Origin of the sequence: Rhizobium sp. BK196, from assembly GCF_014193255.1 — a bacterium.
In the GTDB taxonomy this organism is placed as follows: domain Bacteria; phylum Pseudomonadota; class Alphaproteobacteria; order Rhizobiales; family Rhizobiaceae; genus Rhizobium.
In genome coordinates, this window is sequence record NZ_JACHZB010000003.1 from 608120 (window position 1) to 626453 (window position 18334).

The 18334-nt window shown below is 61.0% G+C and carries 18 protein-coding genes; 12 read left to right on the forward strand and 6 right to left on the reverse strand.

The features are described 5' to 3' along the window. The first annotated feature begins 7 nt into the window (after window positions 1-7). The gene (locus FHT78_RS14140; RefSeq protein ID WP_183744801.1) at window positions 8-1174 is read left to right on the forward strand and encodes an AI-2E family transporter; all 1167 of its coding nucleotides are present in this window, start codon (window positions 8-10) and stop codon (window positions 1172-1174) included. A gap of 102 nt (window positions 1175-1276) precedes the next feature. On the opposite strand, the gene FHT78_RS14145 is transcribed toward FHT78_RS14140, so the two are convergent. Both FHT78_RS14145 and FHT78_RS14150 read right to left on the reverse strand, forming a co-directional pair. Further along, a complete protein-coding gene (locus FHT78_RS14145) occupies window positions 1277-2059 on the reverse strand; it encodes a polysaccharide deacetylase family protein (RefSeq protein ID WP_183744804.1) in 783 nt (260 codons plus the stop codon). Window positions 2060-2220: 161 nt separating this feature from the next. Beyond that, a complete protein-coding gene (locus tag FHT78_RS14150; RefSeq protein WP_183744806.1) occupies window positions 2221-2613 on the reverse strand; it encodes a DUF930 domain-containing protein in 393 nt (130 codons plus the stop codon). A gap of 226 nt (window positions 2614-2839) precedes the next feature. Between FHT78_RS14150 and FHT78_RS14155 the strand changes: the two genes are divergently transcribed. Both FHT78_RS14155 and FHT78_RS14160 read left to right on the forward strand, forming a co-directional pair. Further along, window positions 2840-4948, forward strand: a complete 2109-nt coding sequence (locus FHT78_RS14155; protein WP_183744809.1) for a S9 family peptidase — start codon at window positions 2840-2842, stop codon at window positions 4946-4948. Window positions 4949-4998: 50 nt separating this feature from the next. Beyond that, the gene (locus tag FHT78_RS14160) at window positions 4999-5526 is read left to right on the forward strand and encodes a DUF1697 domain-containing protein (protein WP_183744811.1); all 528 of its coding nucleotides are present in this window, start codon (window positions 4999-5001) and stop codon (window positions 5524-5526) included. A gap of 96 nt (window positions 5527-5622) precedes the next feature. On the opposite strand, the gene FHT78_RS14165 is transcribed toward FHT78_RS14160, so the two are convergent. Then, the gene (locus tag FHT78_RS14165; protein ID WP_183744813.1) at window positions 5623-7050 is read right to left on the reverse strand and encodes an MDR family MFS transporter; all 1428 of its coding nucleotides are present in this window, start codon (window positions 7048-7050) and stop codon (window positions 5623-5625) included. A 260-nt stretch (window positions 7051-7310) separates the two neighbouring features. On the opposite strand from FHT78_RS14165, the gene FHT78_RS14170 reads away from it, so the two are divergent. The 4 genes from FHT78_RS14170 to FHT78_RS29355 all read left to right on the forward strand — a co-directional run bounded on the left by FHT78_RS14170 (window position 7311) and on the right by FHT78_RS29355 (window position 12444). Then, window positions 7311-8813: a protein adenylyltransferase SelO gene (locus FHT78_RS14170; protein ID WP_183744815.1), complete on the forward strand. Its 1503-nt coding sequence runs from the start codon at window positions 7311-7313 to the stop codon at window positions 8811-8813. A 44-nt stretch (window positions 8814-8857) separates the two neighbouring features. Next, a complete protein-coding gene (locus tag FHT78_RS14175; protein ID WP_281412851.1) occupies window positions 8858-9406 on the forward strand; it encodes a glutathione peroxidase in 549 nt (182 codons plus the stop codon). 121 nt (window positions 9407-9527) lie between these two features. Beyond that, on the forward strand, window positions 9528-11867 hold the full coding sequence (locus FHT78_RS14180; RefSeq protein WP_183744819.1) for a glucose/quinate/shikimate family membrane-bound PQQ-dependent dehydrogenase: 2340 nt from the start codon (window positions 9528-9530) through the stop codon (window positions 11865-11867). Beyond that, complete coding sequence (locus FHT78_RS29355; RefSeq protein ID WP_246715278.1) at window positions 11773-12444, forward strand: hypothetical protein; 672 nt, start codon at window positions 11773-11775, stop codon at window positions 12442-12444. The genes FHT78_RS14180 and FHT78_RS29355 overlap by 95 nt, the downstream gene beginning before the upstream one ends. A gap of 120 nt (window positions 12445-12564) precedes the next feature. On the opposite strand, the gene bla is transcribed toward FHT78_RS29355, so the two are convergent. From bla to dmeR, 3 genes are all read right to left on the reverse strand, one after another. Continuing rightward, window positions 12565-13449: a class A beta-lactamase gene (bla, locus tag FHT78_RS14190; RefSeq protein ID WP_183744821.1), complete on the reverse strand. Its 885-nt coding sequence runs from the start codon at window positions 13447-13449 to the stop codon at window positions 12565-12567. Window positions 13450-13520: 71 nt separating this feature from the next. Further along, window positions 13521-14480: a CDF family Co(II)/Ni(II) efflux transporter DmeF gene (gene dmeF / locus FHT78_RS14195; protein WP_183744824.1), complete on the reverse strand. Its 960-nt coding sequence runs from the start codon at window positions 14478-14480 to the stop codon at window positions 13521-13523. Window positions 14481-14509: 29 nt separating this feature from the next. Next, complete coding sequence (gene dmeR, locus FHT78_RS14200) at window positions 14510-14782, reverse strand: Ni(II)/Co(II)-sensing transcriptional repressor DmeR (protein WP_007816163.1); 273 nt, start codon at window positions 14780-14782, stop codon at window positions 14510-14512. A 113-nt stretch (window positions 14783-14895) separates the two neighbouring features. On the opposite strand from dmeR, the gene FHT78_RS14205 reads away from it, so the two are divergent. The 5 genes from FHT78_RS14205 (at window position 14896) to FHT78_RS14225 (ending at window position 18322) form a co-directional block, all read left to right on the forward strand. Further along, complete coding sequence (locus FHT78_RS14205) at window positions 14896-15537, forward strand: MarR family winged helix-turn-helix transcriptional regulator (RefSeq protein WP_183744826.1); 642 nt, start codon at window positions 14896-14898, stop codon at window positions 15535-15537. Between the two features lie 40 nt (window positions 15538-15577). Further along, window positions 15578-16294 carry a hypothetical protein gene (locus FHT78_RS14210; protein WP_183744829.1) on the forward strand — a complete coding sequence of 239 codons (717 nt, stop codon included), beginning with the start codon at window positions 15578-15580 and terminating at the stop codon, window positions 16292-16294. 152 nt (window positions 16295-16446) lie between these two features. Then, window positions 16447-16992, forward strand: coding sequence for a TlpA family protein disulfide reductase (locus tag FHT78_RS14215; protein WP_183744832.1), 546 nt, complete (start codon window positions 16447-16449; stop codon window positions 16990-16992). A gap of 216 nt (window positions 16993-17208) precedes the next feature. After that, window positions 17209-17703, forward strand: coding sequence for a GNAT family N-acetyltransferase (locus FHT78_RS14220; RefSeq protein WP_183744835.1), 495 nt, complete (start codon window positions 17209-17211; stop codon window positions 17701-17703). A gap of 40 nt (window positions 17704-17743) precedes the next feature. Next, entirely contained in the window at window positions 17744-18322 is a 579-nt protein-coding gene (locus FHT78_RS14225) for a type 1 glutamine amidotransferase family protein (protein WP_183744839.1), read from the forward strand. Window positions 18323-18334 lie beyond the last annotated feature (12 nt).

Consider the following 18334-nt stretch of genomic DNA (forward strand, 5'->3'; position numbering starts at 1 on the left):
ATCGCACATGGGCATCGCCAACGGCATCCGAAAACAGGCAAACAATCTCCGCCTCGGCGAACGCCATACCAGCGCATGGGCACGAACGCTTCAGGAAGCTGCCGAAGAGCTTCCACAGGCACCGATGCGGCGTGTCGAGAAGGACGGGCTCGATGTCAGCATGGCATGGGCCATCATCGGCATTTTCGGCATCCTTGGCCTGGCGGCGGTCTATCTGATGTCGCTGATCCTGATCCCCATCACGCTCGCCGTGGTCGTGGGCATGATCCTCGGCATGGCGGCGGAAAAGCTCTCGAAGATGGGCGTCCCGCGGCTCGCGAATGCGGTGATCCTCTCTACCGGCGTCGCGCTCGTCATCGCCCTGCTGATCAATTCGCTTGCTGGACCGCTGGCGATGCTTGCCAATGAGGCGCCTGACTTCATCGGGCACACCACCCAGCGCATCATGCCTTATCTGGAGCGAATCGAATGGCTGCACATCACGCCCGCGACCTTCCAGAGCGGGCCGATGTCCATCGATGCGCTGCTGGAAAACACCGGCAACGTGCTGCATGTCGTGACGACGAACCTGACGCCGGCGCTGGTGCAGGGGCTGATCTTCTTTGCGGCGCTGCTGCTCTTTCTGGCAAGCCGCGTTAGCCTGCGCAAGACGATCATCATGACCTTTCGCACCCGTGCGCAGCGGCTTGCGGCCATCCGCGTCATCAACGCGGTGGAGCAGGCGCTCGGCTTCTATTTCGCCACGGCTTCGCTGATCTATGTGGCGCTCGGCTTCATGATGACCGTTATCGCCTATGCGGGCGGGCTATCCATGCCCATCCTTTGGGGTTTCTTCGCCTTTCTTTCGAGTTTCATTCCCTATCTCGGCATAACGATGATGACCCTTGCGGTAGCCATTGCCGGCGTTATTACCCATGATGCCATCATTATCGGCCTTATGCCGGCTGCAGCCTTCTTCACTGTCCACCTCGTGATGGAAAACCTGATCTTTCCCGCTGTCATGGGCAGGCGGCTGGAGATCAACCCATTCATCGTCTTCCTGGCGATCATCTTCTGGACATGGATGTGGGGGGCAGTCGGCGCGATGCTGGCACTACCGCTCTCGCTCATCGTCATGACCATCATCGAGGAGCTGGTAATCGAGGAAAGACCGCAGCCGCAACTGCCGAAGTAACGACGGCGACCGGGGACCGGAGACCAGTTGAGGTAACCCCGCCCCATTCTGGTTTCACGCGATTCCGATGTAAAGCCGCTGCACGCTGCTGCTGGAATTACCCTATTCGGTCGTCTTGTCGTCACCCGTATCGGCAACATCCTGCAGCCGGACGAATTCCGTACCCTTGGCCTTGAGATCGACAAGCGCCCTGGCAACGCCCGCACCGGCCGCGTGGGTCGGTTGGTTGATGTGGGAAATGACGACATCGCCGTCCTTGGCCGAGGAAATGCGCTTTTCGGTGATCGCAGCACCGAGCAGTGAACCGCCGTCGCCATTCACGGAATAGCCGGCGATACGATAACCCATGGCGCGGATCTGGCCGATGGCCGAGAGGTCATACTTGGCGGTCGAGCCACGGAACCAGTGAGGCGCCGGAATGCCCGACGCGACCATCGCGGCAGCACCGCCTTCCACTTCCTGCCTGACGGCATCGGGCGAGCCGGCAGCTGCGATGCCATAGACCAGCACCGGCGTGTCGACGGCCGGGATATGCTTCTCGCCGTGATTTTCCAGTTCGAAGAGATCGGGATTCTGCAGGAAGATGGCAACCGCCTTCGGATTGCGCTTCAGCCAGCGCGCCGTGACGAAAATGGTCGCGGGAATGCGCTCATTCACCAGCGTCGAGAGAATGCGCTCATCGGCCTCGCCCATGCAGGCATCGAAGGTGAGCGCAACGCGGGCATGGCCCGTGACGTTCGAGCGGGCGATATGCAAATGCGGTTCCACGAGCTTCGGGCCGGCGGTCACGAACGGAGGGGCGAGCACAGCAGGTGGAACTTCCGCGGCAAGCGCCGAAGAGGCAGCAGCAAGCAGCAGTGCAGATCCAAGGAGAAGTCGGTTCATGAAGAATCAGATTCAGTTGATGTCTTAGCTGATGTTAAGGCAAACCCATGAACCGATCCATGCGGCCTGATGCCGCCCGCCAAGGACGGCGCATGTCTCAATCTGCCCGCATTGCTTTGCCTGGCACAGGGAATGCGAAAGAGCGGGAAAAGAGCGAGGACTCAATCGTAGAGGAAATATTTGGTCCACTTATCCTTCGGCACCTTGTCGCCGATCTTGTACTTCAGGTCGCGTACATTGATGTGCTGCGGACCGGTGATGCAGGTATAGGACAGATGATACCAGTCGCCCTTGCTGCGGAAGACGGCGCCGGGCGCTTCGAGGCGATCGTCGCTCGGTATCGGATCCTTGAACGTATAGGCGATGACCTTGTCCGGCCGGAAGCCGGTGCCGTCCTGGTTGATGCGGCTCATCGCTTCGGTATCGCAGCTTTGCTCGAGGCGGGTGGCCGGGTCCAGTTTTTCGAGCTGCTTCTTGATCGTGGGGTCGACCGCAAGGGCGGACGAGGCGGCAAGGCCTGCGAGCGACATAAACAGGACCAGACGTTTCGGCATGGTGGAGAAACCTTTACTGTTATGTATTCGTCATACCGCCGCCGGCAGCTTGCCGGGGCCTGATGCGGGTGCAATTTTCGCGCGGGGCTAGCGGACATTCTTAAACAATGTGGTGACATCAAGGCGACGCGCCGGCCATTTGTCCCACGAAGGTTCACCGACGCTTGATCATGACCTGCAGCACCTCTATCTCTTGCCCACCGACACCGCCCTTACGGAGCCTTCCTTGACCCCTTTCAAGAACCTGCCTACCCCGCCCGCCGCCGAAAAAAGACCCGTCTCCGACACGCGCCACGGCATCACGCGGACTGACGACTACGCCTGGCTGCGCGCCGACAACTGGCAGGCGATGTTCAAGGATCCTTCTATCCTCGATCCTGACATCCGCGCCCACCTGGAAGCCGAAAACGGCTACATGAATGCGGCCATGGAAGACACCAAGCCGCTGCAGAAGACGTTGTTTGCGGAGATGCGCGGCCGCATCAAGGAAGACGACAGTTCCGTACCGGTTAAGGATGGTCCGTATGCCTACGGCACTTCCTTCGTCACTGGGGGTGAGCAGCCACGCTATTTCCGCATCCCCCGCGACGGCGGGGTGATGGACGAGAGGATCCGCACCATCCTGCTCGATGGCGACAAGGAGGCTGCCGGCAAGGCCTATTTCCGCCTCGCCGGGCTCGATCATTGCACCGACCACAGCCGCGGCATCTGGGGCTATGACGACAAGGGTTCCGAGTTCTTCACGCTGAGGGTTCGCGACCTCTCGACGGGTGCGGATCTGCCCGATCTCATCGAGAATACGGGCGGCGGCGGCGTCTGGGCGCCTGACGGCAAGAGCTTCTTCTATTCGGCGCTCGATGAGAACCACCGTCCGTCGAAAGTTTTCCACCATATTCTCGGCACGCCGCAGAGCGAGGACCGCCTTGTCTACGAGGAAGCGGATGCCGGCTTCTTCATGGGCGTCGGCGGTTCACTGCTCGACGATTTCATTTACATCGACATCCACGACCACGAAACGAGCGAGTATCGCCTGCTCTCGACCAAAGACCTGACAGCCGAGCCGACGCTAGTGGCCGCGCGTGAGGAAGGCATCGAATATTCGCTAGCGGAGGGCGGCGATGTTTTCTATATCCTGACCAACGACAGCGGCGCCAAGGATTTCAAGATCATGGAAGCGCCGGTTGACAAGCCGGGCAAGGAAAACTGGCGCGAGGTCGTGCCGCACAAGCCCGGCACGCTCATCATCAGCCATATGGCCTATGCCCGTCACCTGCTGTGGCTGGAGCGCAAGGACGGCCTGCCGCAGATCATGATCCGCGACCGCCGCACCGGCGAAGAGCATGCGATCGCCTTCGATGAGGAAGCCTATTCGCTCGGCCTTTCGGGTGCCGCCGAATACGACACCGACGTCATCCGCTTCTCCTATTCGTCGATGACGACGCCCTCGCAGCTTTACGACTACAATATGCTCACGCGTGAGCGCACGCTCCTGAAGACCCAGGAAGTCCCGTCGGGCCACAATCCCGACGATTACGTCACCCGCCGCGTCTTCGCGCCGGCATGGGACGGCGAGAAAGTGCCGGTCACACTGCTCTACCGCAAGGATACGCCGCTTGACGGTTCCGCGCCCTGCCTGCTCTACGGCTACGGCGCCTATGGCATCACCATTCCGGCCGGCTTCAACACCAACTGCCTGTCGCTTGCCGATCGCGGCTTCGTCTATGCCATCGCTCATATCCGCGGCGGCAAGGACAAGGGCTTTGCCTGGTACGAAGACGGCAAGATGGACAAGAAGACCAATACCTTCAAGGACTTCATCGCTGCCGCTGACTATCTGAATCAGGAGAAGTTCACGTCCTACGCGAACATCATTGCCGAGGGCGGATCGGCCGGCGGCATGCTGATGGGCGCAGTCGCCAATATGGCGCCGGAAAAATTCGCCGGCTTCATCGCTGCCGTCCCCTTCGTCGACGTGCTCAATACCATGCTCGACGATACGCTGCCCCTCACTCCGCCGGAATGGCCGGAATGGGGCAACCCGATCGAAAGCCGCGAAGAGTACGAGCAGATCGCCGCCTATTCGCCCTATGACAATGTCGGCGCCAAGCCCTATCCGCCGATCCTGGCGCTCGGTGGCCTGACCGACCCACGGGTCACCTACTGGGAGCCGGCGAAATGGGTCGCGAAGCTGCGCGACAAGACGACGGGTGCCGCGCCCATTCTGCTCAAAACCAACATGGATGCCGGCCACGGCGGCGCTTCCGGCCGCTTCCAGCGGCTCGAAGAGATCGCATTCGAATATGCGTTTGCGGTCAAGGTGGCGGGCAAGATGTGAGATTGGATGCGGCGTGTTCTCTGCACGCCACTCAATCAACGGAGGGAGAAATGGCTGTCTATATCGCGCTGCTGAGAGCCGTGAATGTCGGCGGCACAGGCTCCCTGCCGATGGCGGAGCTGAAGGCGATCTGCGAGGAGCTCGGTTTCACCGACGTGAAGACCTACATCCAGAGCGGTAATGTGCTGTTTCGCTCGGATGAGGCCGAAAAAGCGATTGAAGAACAGCTCGACGAAGCGCTGGGCAAGAAGATGGGAAAGCGGCCGGGCGTGATGGTGCGTAGCCGTAAGGAACTCGATGGCATCGTCGCCCACGCTCCCTTCCTCGACGCCAAGCCGAATTTTCTGCTGGTCTATTTCCTGCCAGAAGCGGCACCCAAAGATGCCCTGGAAAAGATGGTGGCGCCCGATGGCGAGGAAGCGAAGCTCGCCGGGCGTGAGATTTATGTGCACTATCCCATCGGCTCAGGTCGGTCGAAGCTGAAGCTGCCGGCGCTGAAGGCGGGGACCTCCCGCAACCTGAACACCGTACGCAAGCTCGCCGACCTGGCGGCCGAGATGGAAGACGGCGAGGTTTAAAGCTGGCTGCTCCGGCTCATCGCCCCATAGACCGTGCCTGACGGCGACGAGCGGCGGCTGGATGACTGCTGAAGAGCATCCTCACCAAGAGAACGCCTACTTGGCCTTGTAGCCGCTGATCTCTTCGCCTGCGGTCGGCGAGAAGCGGAGGTTCCAAATGGTGGCGGTGATTGAGATGATCGCAACCACGATGAAGGCGGTGGAGAAATCGCCAAGCTCAGGCGTTTCGACACCGTTGAAGGCCATCGAAGCATGCAGCGCCAGCGCACCGATGCAGATGCCGAGCGAGAGCATCAGCTGCTGGAAGGTGGTGTAGAAGCTTGTAGCCGAGCTCATGCGTTCCTGGCCGATCTCGTCATAGGCGATGGTATTGTAAGCCGTGAACTGGAACGACATGAAAAAGGCGCTGAGCACCAATGCGATGAAGATCAGCGGCATCGGCCAGTCCGGCCGGAAGGCGGCGCAGAGGCCGTAGCCGATGGTGCCGAGAATACCATTGATAATCAGGCTTCTGCGGAAGCCGACACGGCGGAAGACGGCACGCGCCAGCGGCTTCATGAACAGCGCGCCAAGCGCGGTGGAAATGACGATCTGCCCAGCGGCGGCCGCCGAAAGGCCGAAGCCGATCTGGAAGAGCAGCGGCAGCAGGAAGGGCTGCGCGCCCTGCGTGATGCGGGTCAGCGAACCGGCAATGACCGAAGTGCCGAAGCTCGGCACTTTCATCAGTGAGAAATCCATGATCGGCGCCGGATGCTTGCGGGCATGGCGCAGATAAGCGATGCCGAAGAGCAGACCGATCGCGATGAGGAAGATCGAAAACGAGCCCTGCCCTTGATGGCTTGACAGTTCGAAGCCGAAGAGCAGCGAGCCGAGCGAGATGCCCGACAGGATGAAGCCGATAGTATCGAAAGGACCGGCCGCCTTGCCCTTCACTTCGTCGATGTAGATCGAGACGAAGATCATGCCGATGATGCCGATCGGCACGTTGATGTAGAAGATCCAGCGCCAGTCGAGATAGGTGACGATGAAGCCGCCGAGCGGCGGGCCGACGATCGGGCCGATCAACGCCGGCACCAAAAGCCAGGACATGGCGCTGACCATATCCTTGCGGTCGACGCTACGCATCAGCACCAGACGGCCGACGGGCATCATCATGGCGCCGCCTATGCCCTGCAGCAGGCGGGCAAGCACGAGGAACGGCAAGGTCGGCGCGAAGGCACAGAGGATGGAGCCGACCACGAAAACGGCGATCGCCGAGCGGAAGACGGTGCGCGAGCCGAAACTATCCGCCACACGGCCGCTGGCGGGGATGAAGATCGCCAGACTGAGCAGGTAGGAGGTCAGGGCGATCGACATGGCCGGGGCGTCGACGCCGAAATCGCGGGCCATTGTCGGCAGCGCGGTCGCCAGCACCGTTGCGTCGACATTTTCCATGAGCATGGCGCTCGCGACAATCATCGCGATCACCCGGAAATTGGGTGCTGCACGCCGAGCCAACGGCGCATGGTAAATCTGATCCGACATCGTCAGGGATCACTCGCAGTGGCGCAGCGGAGCACACGGGGCGACAGGGCCGCGGGAGAAGACATGGCAAAAATGCCAAGGGGAGATGATTTTGCTATACGCCGGCAATCATGGCGGCGCTATGTCTTTTATGGCAAATCTGCTTTGACGAAAGGGAAAGGCAGATCACCATTCCTTGCACTTTTTTGCCCTTCGTGAAGCGAGTAGTTTGGCGCCAAGATCGGCTTGCGTGATCGCACCTGCGGCCCTACCTATTAGCCATGACCTCCGCCCTGCAGAAAAACCGGCCGGACACGGCCTTCGGCTTCGACAATAGCTACGTGCGGCTGCCGCAGAACTTCTTCGCCTTACAGGCGCCGACGCAGGTGGCCGAGCCATGGCTCATCAAGCTCAACGAGCCGCTGGCCAGAGAATTGGGACTTAATGTCGACATTCTGAAGCGCGACGGGGCTGCGATCTTTTCCGGCAACCTCATCCCCGAAGGGGCCGAGCCGCTGGCGATGGCTTATTCCGGCCACCAGTTCGGACATTTCGTCCCGCTGCTCGGCGACGGGCGCGCGATCCTGCTCGGGGAGGTGATCGACCACAACGGGCAGCGCCGCGATATCCAACTCAAGGGTGCAGGGCAGACGCCCTTTTCCCGCCGGGGAGACGGTCGGGCAGCCCTCGGCCCGGTGCTACGCGAGTATATCATCAGCGAGGCGATGTTTGCACTCGGCATTCCCGCCACGCGAGCGCTTGCCGCCGTGCTGACCGGTGAAAGCGTTCGGCGTGAGGATGTCTTGCCGGGTGCCGTCTTCACGCGCGTTGCTGCAAGCCATATCCGCGTCGGCACCTTCCAGTATCTTGCCGCTGGTGGTGACGAGGATGGCATCAAGGCGCTTGCCGACTATGTGATCGAACGGCATTATCCCGAGTTGCAGGCGGCAGAGAATCCTTATCTTGCGCTCTACGAGGCTGTCTGCGACCGGCAGGCGGCGCTGATCGCCCGCTGGCTGCAGGTCGGCTTCATCCATGGGGTGATGAATACTGACAATATGACGATCTCGGGCGAGACGATCGATTTCGGTCCCTGTGCCTTCATGGACGCCTATGATCCGATGACGGTCTTCTCCTCCATCGATCAGCACGGGCGTTATGCCTATGCTAACCAGCCGGGCATCGGGCAATGGAACCTGGCGCGCCTCGGCGAGGCGCTGCTGCCACTGATCGATGTTGACAGAGACAAGGCGATCGAACACGCCAACGCCATCATCAAGGCCTATGGCGAGCGGTTTCATGCCCATTGGCTGCAGGGTATGCGCGGCAAGATCGGCCTTGTTTCCGCCGAAGACGGCGATCTTGAACTCATTCAGTCGCTGCTGGCGCTGATGCAGGCACAGGCTGCAGACTTCACACTGACATTCCGGCGGCTTTCGGCCCTTGCAGGCGATCCGGAGGCAGAGAGCGCTTTCGCATCGACATTCCGCGAACCGGCTGCCACCGCCGATTGGCTCGCACAATGGCGCGAGCGGTTATCGCGCGATCCGCAGATGCCCGCAGATCGGGCCGCTGCCATGAAACGGATCAACCCCGCCTTCATTCCGCGCAATCACCGCGTCGAGCAGGCAATCGAGGCTGCCGCTCAGGATGGCGATTTCTCGTTGTTCGAGGCGCTGCTGGCTGTTCTTTCGCGCCCCTATGATGAGCAGCCGGCATTTGCCGCCTATATGGAGCCGCCGAAACCCGAAGAGCGGGTGCTCCAGACCTTCTGCGGAACCTGATTTCAGACAAGTCGATATCAACTGGGTCATACTAAAGGGAGATAATGATGACTGATCTTCTCGATATTCCCGTCAAGACCGTTCAGGGCCGCGAGACGACGCTCAACGAATATCGCGGCCAGGTGCTACTCATCGTCAACGTCGCCTCCAAATGCGGCCTGACGGTGCAGTATGAAGGGCTTGAAAAGCTCTATGCCGACAAGCGCGAACGCGGCTTCGTCATCGCCGGCTTCCCGGCGAATGACTTCAAAGGCCAGGAGCCAGGCACAGATGCGGAAATCCTGGATTTCTGCACCAGTACCTTCGGCGTCGATTTCCCGATGTACTCCAAGATTTCCGTCAAAGGGCCGGACAAACATCCGCTCTATCAGAACCTGACCAGCGCAGACGTAGAAACGACGGGCGAAGGACCGATGCGCGAACGGCTGAAGAGCGCCGGCCTTGCCTCCGACGACAAGGAAATCCTCTGGAACTTCGAGAAATTCCTCGTCGGTCGCAACGGCAAGGTCGTTGCCCGTTTCGCCCCCGACGTGACGGCTGACGACAGTCGTCTGGTCTCGGCGATCGACCGCGAGCTTGCAAAAGCGAATTAGTGCGACAGTTTCAACCGCCGCGAATTGCGGCGGTTGAAAGGCAGCCCTTCCGCTCTACCTGCCTGATCGGCGTATGTTTTTCGCCATCCTTCGATCCGGCTAACCAGCGGGAGACTGCCGTATGGCAATCGTCATTACCTCCATCCTTTTCATCATTTTCGGACTGGCCCTAGGCGCCGGCGGGCTCTGGCTCGTCACGCTCGGCGGCAGCGTCTTCTATCTCTTCGCCGGACTGATGTTCCTGCTGACGGCAGGCCTGCTTCTCATGCGCAAGGCAGTGGCGCTCTGGGTCTATGCCGTGCTTGTGATCGTGGCCCTTGCCTGGGCGATCTGGGAGGTGGGATTCGACTGGTGGCAGCTCGGTCCACGCGGCGGGCTCATCATCCTCTTCGGGCTCTGGCTGCTGACACCGTGGATCCGCCGGCCGCTCGGCTTCCGCAGCCCGACCGGTACCTACTACGGCGCCAATCCCTGGCCGCTCGCCATTCCTGTTATCGCCGCCATCATCGTCGCTGTCTATTCGATGACGACGGATCCGCACGACCTCGCGGGCGACCTGCCGACGCAGGCGGTTACCGCCACGCCGACCTTCGGCGGCAATGTGCCTGATGGCGAATGGCACCAATATGGCCGTACGCCCTACGGCCAGCGCTATTCGCCGCTCGACCAGATTACCGTTCAGAATGTCTCCTCCCTTAAGGAGGCCTGGCGCTATCAGACCGGCGACGTGAAACGGCCCGACGACGTCGGCGAGACGACCTATCAGGTGACGCCGCTGAAGGTCGGCAACACGCTCTATCTCTGCACTCCGCACAATTGGGCGATCGCGCTCGATGCCAAGACCGGCCAGCAGAAATGGAAATATGACGCCAATTCCGGCATGAACCCGGACCGGCAGCACCAGACCTGCCGGGGAGTGACCTATTACAGCGACGAGGCAACGCCGGCAGGCCAGCCCTGCAAGGAGCGCGTCTACCTGCCGACTTCGGATGCGCGGCTGATCGCGCTCGATGCCACCAATGGACAGGTCTGCACGGGCTTTGCGGAACAGGGCGTGCTGCAGCTACAGGCCGGCATGCAGTACAATCCGGCCGGTTATTATTACTCCACCTCACCGCCAGTTGCCGTTGCGGGAAAAATCATCATCGGCGGGGCGGTCAACGACAACTATTCAACAAAAGAACAGTCCGGCGTCATCCGCGCCTATGACATCAACAGCGGCGCACTGATCTGGAACTGGGATTCCGGCAATCCGGACCAGACGACGCCATTGCCGGAGGGACAGCATTACACGACGAATTCACCGAACAGCTGGTCGGTCTTCAGCGTCGATGACCAGCTCGGCATGGTATATATCCCACTCGGCAACCAGGTGCCGGACCAGCTCGGCATGAACCGCAGCGAGAATGTCGAGAAGTTCTCCTCCTCCGTCGTGGCGCTCGACATCAATACGGGCCGGCTGCGCTGGGTGCAGCAGTTCGTCCACCACGATCTCTGGGACATGGACGTGCCGGCCCAGCCGGTGCTGCTTGATCTGACGAAACAGGACGGAACGGCGGTGCCGGCGCTGGTGGCATCCACCAAGCAGGGCGATATTTACGTGCTCGACCGGCGCACCGGCCAGCCGATCATTCCCTTCAAGGAAATCCCGGCACCTGACGGAGCGATCCCGGAAGATCACACCGCGCCAACGCAGCCGATCTCCGATCTTACCTTCTCGCCGGAGCCACTGCAGGAAAAGGATATGTGGGGTGTCTCGCTGTTTGACCAGCTTGTCTGCCGCATCGATTTCAACCGCTACAAATATGAGGGCCGATATACGCCGCCCTCGCTGCAGGGGACCATCGTCTATCCCGGTAATTTCGGCACCTTCAACTGGGGCTCGGTCGCCGTCGATCCGGAGCGCCAGGTGATGTTCGGCATGCCAACCTACCTCGCCTTCACCTCGCGCCTGGTGCCATCAGCCGATATTCCGCCGCGCGGGCAGGATGAGAAAGGCAGCGAACAGGGCCTCAACCGCAATGATGGCGCGCCCTACGGCGTGTTCATGGGACCCTTCCTCGGACCGCTGCAGATCCCCTGCCAGGCGCCGCCATGGGGCTATGTCGCCGGCGTCGACCTGCGTAGCGGCCGTATCGCTTACATGCACAAGAATGGCACGGTCCATGACATGACGCCGTTGCCTCTTCCCTTCAAAGTGGGCGTGCCCGGCATCGGCGGGCCGATGGTGACCAAGGGCGGCGTTGCTTTCTTGGGCGCAGCCGTCGACAACTATCTGCGCGCCTATGACGTGACGAACGGCCGCCAGCTCTGGGAGGCGCGTCTTCCGGCCGGCGGACAGGCAACGCCGATGACCTATACGGCCGATGACAACAAACAATATGTTGTCATGGTCGCCGGCGGGCATGGGTCTGTTGGCACCAAGCCCGGCGACTATGTCATCGCCTACACGCTGCCGTAGTACGGCAGCGGAGAGACACAAGCTCCGGGCAGGTTTGCCCGATCATGCTGCTGCCGTTTTTCAGGGGGATTTTTTCATGGAAATCGGTAGCAGCCTTTCAATTTATTCCGGCCTTGGTGCGCTTTTCGAGCAGGGCAAATCCAAGAACAAACAGACCGACGAATTTGGCGGCAGTGCGCGCAATCAATCCGGCGCGGGCCTAGAGCCGAGCACGACGCCTCCGTCCATCGCCAATACGATGTGGGCGGTGCAGGCCGGCAACGAAACCTACATCAATCCGCCCTCCGATGAGGAGGCAACGATCAAGGAGGCAAATAAACGCGTCGCTGCTGAATTCAGCGAGTGGAGCAGCATGACGCCCGAAGAATTCATCCGTGCGCGTTATCTCGCGGCACACAATCTCACCGAGGACGACCTCAAGGCGATGTCCGCGGACGAGCGCGCCGCAATCGAGAAGGAAATCGCTGAACAGATCAAGCGCGAACTTGCAGGTATCGAGGATGACGGAGACGGCAACAAAAAACCCGCCGCTGCGCAATCGACGAGCACGCAGGGCGAAGAAAATTCAGCCACCTGATCGCTACGCAAGTTCAAAAAGCCGCGAGTATGCTGCGCCGCGGCTTTTCAATGATCGACGTCCGGCCTGCTCCGATCCGCCAGCCCCGGCTGAAGATCGTAGAAAATCAGGCGGCCTCTCCTACACCATCTCGGTGATCATCTTGCCGATTTCGGCGAAGACGGGATTGAATTCGTCCATCTTCACGGTTGTTTCCCCGATGTAGACGGCGGCGACGATCGGGCCGCGTTTGGGCGGCCAGATGATGGCAATATCTCCGGCGGAACCATTGTCGCCCGTGCCGGTCTTATCGCCGATCTTCCAGTCGCTTGGCAAGCCTGCGCGCAGGCGCGCGCCGCCGGTCGTGTTCGCAATCATCCAGTCGATCAGCTGATTTGCAGAGCTTTCTGCCAGAACCGAGCCGAGGGCGATATTGCCGAGAGAATCGAGCATTGCGTCCGGCGTCGTGGTGTCGCGCGGATCGCCTTTCGCGGCCTCGTTCAGCGCGGTTTCCATGCGGTCGAGCCTTGTCGTGCCGTCGCCGACGGAGCGCAGCCAGTCGGTGAGTGCAGCCGGACCGCCAAAGCTTTCCAGCATCAGGTTGCCGGCGGTGTTGTCGCTCAGCGTAATGGCTGCCTTGCAGATCTCGGCCATCGTCATGCCGTCGCCGCCCGCGTGCTTTTCGGTCTCGGGCGAATAGGTGACGAGCTTGTCCTTGCCGTAGGTGACGCGCCGGTCAAGGCTCTCATCGCCCTTGTCGACACGAGCAAGAACGAGGCCTGCGGCCAGAACCTTGAAGGTGCTGCACATGGCGAAGGGCTCGCTGCCGCGATAGCCGAAGGAGACATTCGTGTCGCTGTCGAGAACGGAAACCCCGAGGCGCCCGCCAATGCGCGCTTCAAGCGCTGCGAGCCGCTTGTCGATATCGTCATTCTGCTGCTCGGCGCGCAAGCGAGGTGCAAAGCCCAGCGCAGGCAGCAGCAAGGCAGAGCCAATAAAGCTGCGGCGGGTGAGGCTGTGATTCATGAAGACCTCCGGGGAATCAGGATCACAGGCGTAAGGCTTGATTGCGGCGGCATCTCGGCTTTTTGGCGGGATCAGGCAGCGCGCGTGACCTCCACCGTCACATGCGACAACTCGCCCAGGCTCGCCAGCCTCTCCTTGTAGAAGGCGGTATCGCGCGGCTCCGGCGTCAGCACCGCGACGATCGCTGCATGGTGACCGGGGCCAACCTGCCAGACATGCAGATCGGTGATGCGGTCGCCATCGCCTTCGATCACGTCCCGAATCTCGTCCGGCAGTGTTTCCCCTTCCGAGAGCACATCAAGCAGCACGGCGCCTGACGATTTCATCAGCCCCCAGGCCCATTGCGCGATGATCAGAGCGCCGACAATGCCCATCAGCGGATCAAGCCAGAGCCAGCCATAGAGGCTGCCGAAGGTGAGCGCGGCGATTGCAAGCACCGAGGTCAGCGCGTCGGCGATGACGTGCATATAGGCGGAGCGGATATTGTTGTCCGCATGACCATGGTGATCATGGCCATGGGCATGATGATGATCGTGATGGTGATCATGCCCGTGACCGTGATGGTGGTGGTCGTGGCCGCCACCACTGAGGAGCCAGGCACTGACGAGGTTGACGGCAAGGCCAATGACGGCCACGGCAATCGCCTGGCTGAAGCTGATCGGCACCGGCGACGTGATGCGCAGGAAGCTTTCCCACCCCATCAGCAGGGCAATCATCGCCAGAATGATGGCACTCGCGAACCCGGCGAGATCGCCGAGTTTGCCGGTGCCGAACGTGAAGCGCGGATTGCGGGCCTGCTTACGGGCGAAGAGATAGGCGAGCGCAGAAATGAGCAACGCGCTGGCATGGGTGGACATGTGCCAGCCGTCGGCCACCAGAGCCATCGAGCCATAGATCGTGCCGGCGCCGATTTCGACCACCATCATGACTGCCGTCAGCGCGATTACAAGCCAGATGCGGCGTTCGTTGCGGGCATGGTCCTGCCCCAGGAAGACATGCTCATGTCCGTAGCTATTCGTTCCTGATATCATTGCCAACTCCTTACCGATATCGATCCGGCTCAGCGGATATAGGTTCGCAATACTTCCGATATTTCCTCGACCGCCTCCGCCCTCGCCTTCTCGTCGGCTGCATGCAGCACGTGTTCGTGCAGATGGTCGTCCAGCACCTCGCCCGTGAGACCCGTCAGCGCGCCGCGCACGGAGGCAAGAAGCTGGAGGATTTCGCCGCAGGGGCGCTCGCCCTCCAGCGCACGTTCGACCGCCTCGAGCTGCCCGCGAATACGGCTGACGCGGGCAATGAGTTTCTTCTTCTGATGGGTCGTATGGGACATGACAGTCTCTGATGTAGTATAGGGGGGTACCCTATACTATTCCTCGAAAAACGAAAGCGGCAATACATCGCAGCGGCTCTTGAATTTACATAGGACTCCTATATATTGACCCTATGGAAACGCCAAAAGACCCGACATCGATCGACAATCGCATCAGCGAAGGCCTGACCCGCATCGCGATCGCGATGCGCAGCGACGAATGGTCGAAGGCCGAAAAGGCCGGACTGAAGCCGACGCAGCTTGCGATCCTCGAATTTCTCGCCGGCCGCGACAGTGCGCGGGTGAAGGAGATTGCGGCGCATCTCGGCGTCTCGCAGCCGACGGCGACGGATTCGATTGCGGCACTGGAGCGCAAGGGGCTCGTCGTCAAGGCGAGCGCTCAAGGCGACAAACGTGCCACCGCGATCCGCATCACGGCGGAGGGAAAGGCGGCGTTCGGCTTCGTTTCGCCGATCGAAACGGCAGCGATGGAAGCAGCCCGATCGCTTTCCCCAGGCGAGCAGGAAGGCCTGCTGCTGTCGCTCGTCAAGATGATCCGGCATCTGCAGGAGGCAGATGCCATACCGATCCAGCGGATGTGCACGAGCTGTCGTTACTTCCGTCCCTACCAGCATTCCGGTGCGGCCAAACCGCACCACTGCAATTTCGTGAACGCGGCCTTCGGCAGCAATGAGCTGCGCATCGACTGCCGCGACCATGAAACCGCCGATCCGGCAACCCGGGCTGCCACCTGGGATGCCTTCGAAAAAGGATAGGCGCACTCTCCAGGCAACCTAGAAAGAGAAGGAAATCAAAATGTTGAGAAAATTGATAACTGGCGCGGCCATCGCCGGAGCGCTATCCCTTTGGCTCGGCTCAGCCATGGCGCATCCCGTCAAGGCCGAACCGTCCGAAGGCGTGAAAGCCTCGTTCGACATCATCGAAACCAAAATCGTCACCAAGGGCGACAAGGCGGTCTTCTCGACCCGCGTACGCGGCGAGGCCGGCGCAGAAAAGCCCCCTGCGACAGGCAAGTTCGAAGGCTCCGGTGTCTATGCCTATGTCTGGCCGACCTCGCTCAACAGCGGCGATATCGGCTTCGAAAGGGATCAGGGCATCGTGGCACTTGCCGTGACTTTCCATCCTGACTTCGACGATGCCGCCAATAAGGGCAAAAACCGCGATGTCTGGCATCCGCACTGGGTCGTGCTCAATGAGGATAAGGCATGCGCCGGCGGATTGAAGGTGACCGACATCCCTGACGGCGCCAAGCCGAAGCTTCCCGCCACATGGCCGGGCGTTCCGCTGCTGATCGACAGCCCGAATTATCCGACGGTGCTGAAGGGCGACCGTGTCGATGTCGCCATCCCGCTGTCGCTGCTCGGCGGCATCACAGGCGCTTCCTATGACGGCGTGACCGCAGGGCTGAAGGTCAACGGCAACCTGCATGCGCCGCTGCTTTGCGTGGACAATGTCTTCAAGGTCGCCTCCGGCAATCTCAGCCTGCCGGGCAAGGTCATGCCTGCAAAGTGAGCGGGTCGCCGGTCCGGCGACTGCCATCGCCGGACGGGCTCTTTCCTCTCTCCAGGCAAATAGAGAAGAGAAAACACCAGGCAGGTTTAATCCTTTGCGCCCCGGATGCAACTGATGACGCAAGCACCTGCCCAAAGAGCAAGGATTTCGCCATGTCCGACCTGACACTCGCAGCGGAACTTTCCGTCAGCGATTGGTTCAACACACCGCAGCCGCTCTCCATCGCCGGACTGCGCGGCAAGGTGGTCTTCCTGCACAGTTTCCAATTGCTCTGCCCCGGCTGCGTGGCTGAAAGCCTGCCGCGGGTGCGCCGCATCGAGCGCATCTTCGCCAACACGGATCTCCAGGTCATCGGCCTGCACACGGTCTTCGAACATCACGAGGCGATGACGCCAACCGTGCTCAAGGCTTTCATTCACGAATACCGGCTGACCTCGCCCATCGGTGTCGATCAGGCCGAGCAGCGCTCCGACATACCGGTGACGATGCGCCGCTATGGTTTCAGGGGAACACCCTCATCCGTCCTGATCGGCCGCGATGGTGCGATCCTGCATCATGCATTCGGCGTCGAGGATGATATCGCACTCGGCGCTCGCATCGGCATGGCGCTTGCAGCATCCGTTCGGGCGGCGACATCAGATGAAAATGCAGAGGGCTGTGTGGCAGGTATCTGTGCTGCGCCAGCAGGTGCCGCCTAATCGCCTCCGATCTGAGGCCAAACTGCCATTGACAATCAGGCGGTTTCGGAGAATCTATGGCGCATGATCGAGAACGCACACCATAACCGCTCGTATTTTTGGCTGTACCTGTAAAGGGCGGCCGAGACAGATCATAATGTCAACAAGCCGCCGTCAGGCGGCTTTGTTGTATCAGCAGCGTCCTGGCGGCATAAACGTAAAAAGGACGCGAAGGCCATGCTTGAAATCGAAGACAGCGAAATATCGCTCATGCGCCCGCCGGTGGTGACGATCCGCACCGCCAAACCCCGCGACATCTGCGAACTCCATGAAATGATCGGCCTGCTTGCCGCCCATCATGGCGACATATCGGCCTCGACGCCGGAACAGCTCGAGCGCGACCTCTTCGGCCCGACGCCCTGGATTTCTGCCATTGTCGCCGAAGGCAGCGAGGGACTGATCGGTTACGCGATCCTCGTTCCGCTCTACAGGGCGCAGGAAGGCAAGCGCGGAATGGACCTGCATCACCTTTTCGTGCGCGACGGCCATCGCGGTCATGGCACCGGCCAGCTTCTCGTCGACCGCGCCCGCGAAACGGCGCGCATTGCCGGCTGCGATTACCTCTCCGTCAGCGCTGCGACCGGCAATCTCAAGGCTCACCGCTTCTACGAACAGATGGACTTCACCCCTCGCCCGGTCACCGGCATGCGCTATATGCAGGCTCTGTCGTGAGTGGCTCCAGCCGCTCGGCCATCTTGCAAGGGAGGAAGGCATGACCCGACTGGCGGTGGTTCTGACCGAAGGCTTCGCGGACTGGGAAGTGGGGCAGCTTGCTGCCTCCGCCCGCACTCATTTTGGCTTCGATGTGGTGACGGCAAGTCCCGGCGGCGCGGAAATCCGCTCCATGGGCGGCATGCGGGTGGCGGCCGATACTGTGGCCGAGAACCTGCATGGCGACGCTTTCGATGCGCTTGTTATCTGCGGGGGCACGATCTGGGAAACCGAAAGGGCGCCGGATCTTTCACCGGTCATCGATGATTTCATCTCGCGTGGCAAGGTCACTGCTGCGATCTGCGGCGGGACGCTCGCCCTGGCGCGCACGGGCGCGCTGAACAATATTCCGCATACCAGCAACGCGCCCGACTTTATTGCCAGTGCTGAGGGCTATCGCGGCCAGGCGCATTATCGCGACGGTCCGCAGGCCGTAAGATCGGGCATGATCGTGACTGCGCCAGGTTCGGCGCCGATTACTTTTACGGCTGAAATCTACCGGGCGCTCGGCTTCGGCAGTGAAGAACTCGACACCTATGTGCAGATTCTTGGCGCGGAGCATCAGCCGAAGGCGGCCTGACGCCCCAAGCAT

Bases quoted from the DNA above. Each gene is read 5' to 3' on its own strand.
- FHT78_RS14140 (WP_183744801.1), top strand. From the start codon at position 8: ATGGGCATCGCCAACGGCATCCGAAAACAGGCAAACAATCTCCGCCTC.
- FHT78_RS14145 (WP_183744804.1), bottom strand. From the start codon at position 2,059: ATGAACCGACTTCTCCTTGGATCTGCACTGCTGCTTGCTGCTGCCTCT.
- FHT78_RS14150 (WP_183744806.1), bottom strand. From the start codon at position 2,613: ATGCCGAAACGTCTGGTCCTGTTTATGTCGCTCGCAGGCCTTGCCGCC.
- FHT78_RS14160 (WP_183744811.1), top strand. From the start codon at position 4,999: ATGGCTGTCTATATCGCGCTGCTGAGAGCCGTGAATGTCGGCGGCACA.
- FHT78_RS14165 (WP_183744813.1), bottom strand. From the start codon at position 7,050: ATGTCGGATCAGATTTACCATGCGCCGTTGGCTCGGCGTGCAGCACCC.
- FHT78_RS14170 (WP_183744815.1), top strand. From the start codon at position 7,311: ATGACCTCCGCCCTGCAGAAAAACCGGCCGGACACGGCCTTCGGCTTC.
- FHT78_RS14175 (WP_281412851.1), top strand. From the start codon at position 8,858: ATGATGACTGATCTTCTCGATATTCCCGTCAAGACCGTTCAGGGCCGC.
- FHT78_RS14180 (WP_183744819.1), top strand. From the start codon at position 9,528: ATGGCAATCGTCATTACCTCCATCCTTTTCATCATTTTCGGACTGGCC.
- FHT78_RS29355 (WP_246715278.1), top strand. From the start codon at position 11,773: ATGACAACAAACAATATGTTGTCATGGTCGCCGGCGGGCATGGGTCTG.
- bla (WP_183744821.1), bottom strand. From the start codon at position 13,449: ATGAATCACAGCCTCACCCGCCGCAGCTTTATTGGCTCTGCCTTGCTG.
- dmeF (WP_183744824.1), bottom strand. From the start codon at position 14,480: ATGATATCAGGAACGAATAGCTACGGACATGAGCATGTCTTCCTGGGG.
- dmeR (WP_007816163.1), bottom strand. From the start codon at position 14,782: ATGTCCCATACGACCCATCAGAAGAAGAAACTCATTGCCCGCGTCAGC.
- FHT78_RS14205 (WP_183744826.1), top strand. From the start codon at position 14,896: ATGGAAACGCCAAAAGACCCGACATCGATCGACAATCGCATCAGCGAA.
- FHT78_RS14210 (WP_183744829.1), top strand. From the start codon at position 15,578: ATGTTGAGAAAATTGATAACTGGCGCGGCCATCGCCGGAGCGCTATCC.
- FHT78_RS14215 (WP_183744832.1), top strand. From the start codon at position 16,447: ATGTCCGACCTGACACTCGCAGCGGAACTTTCCGTCAGCGATTGGTTC.
- FHT78_RS14220 (WP_183744835.1), top strand. From the start codon at position 17,209: ATGCTTGAAATCGAAGACAGCGAAATATCGCTCATGCGCCCGCCGGTG.
- FHT78_RS14225 (WP_183744839.1), top strand. From the start codon at position 17,744: ATGACCCGACTGGCGGTGGTTCTGACCGAAGGCTTCGCGGACTGGGAA.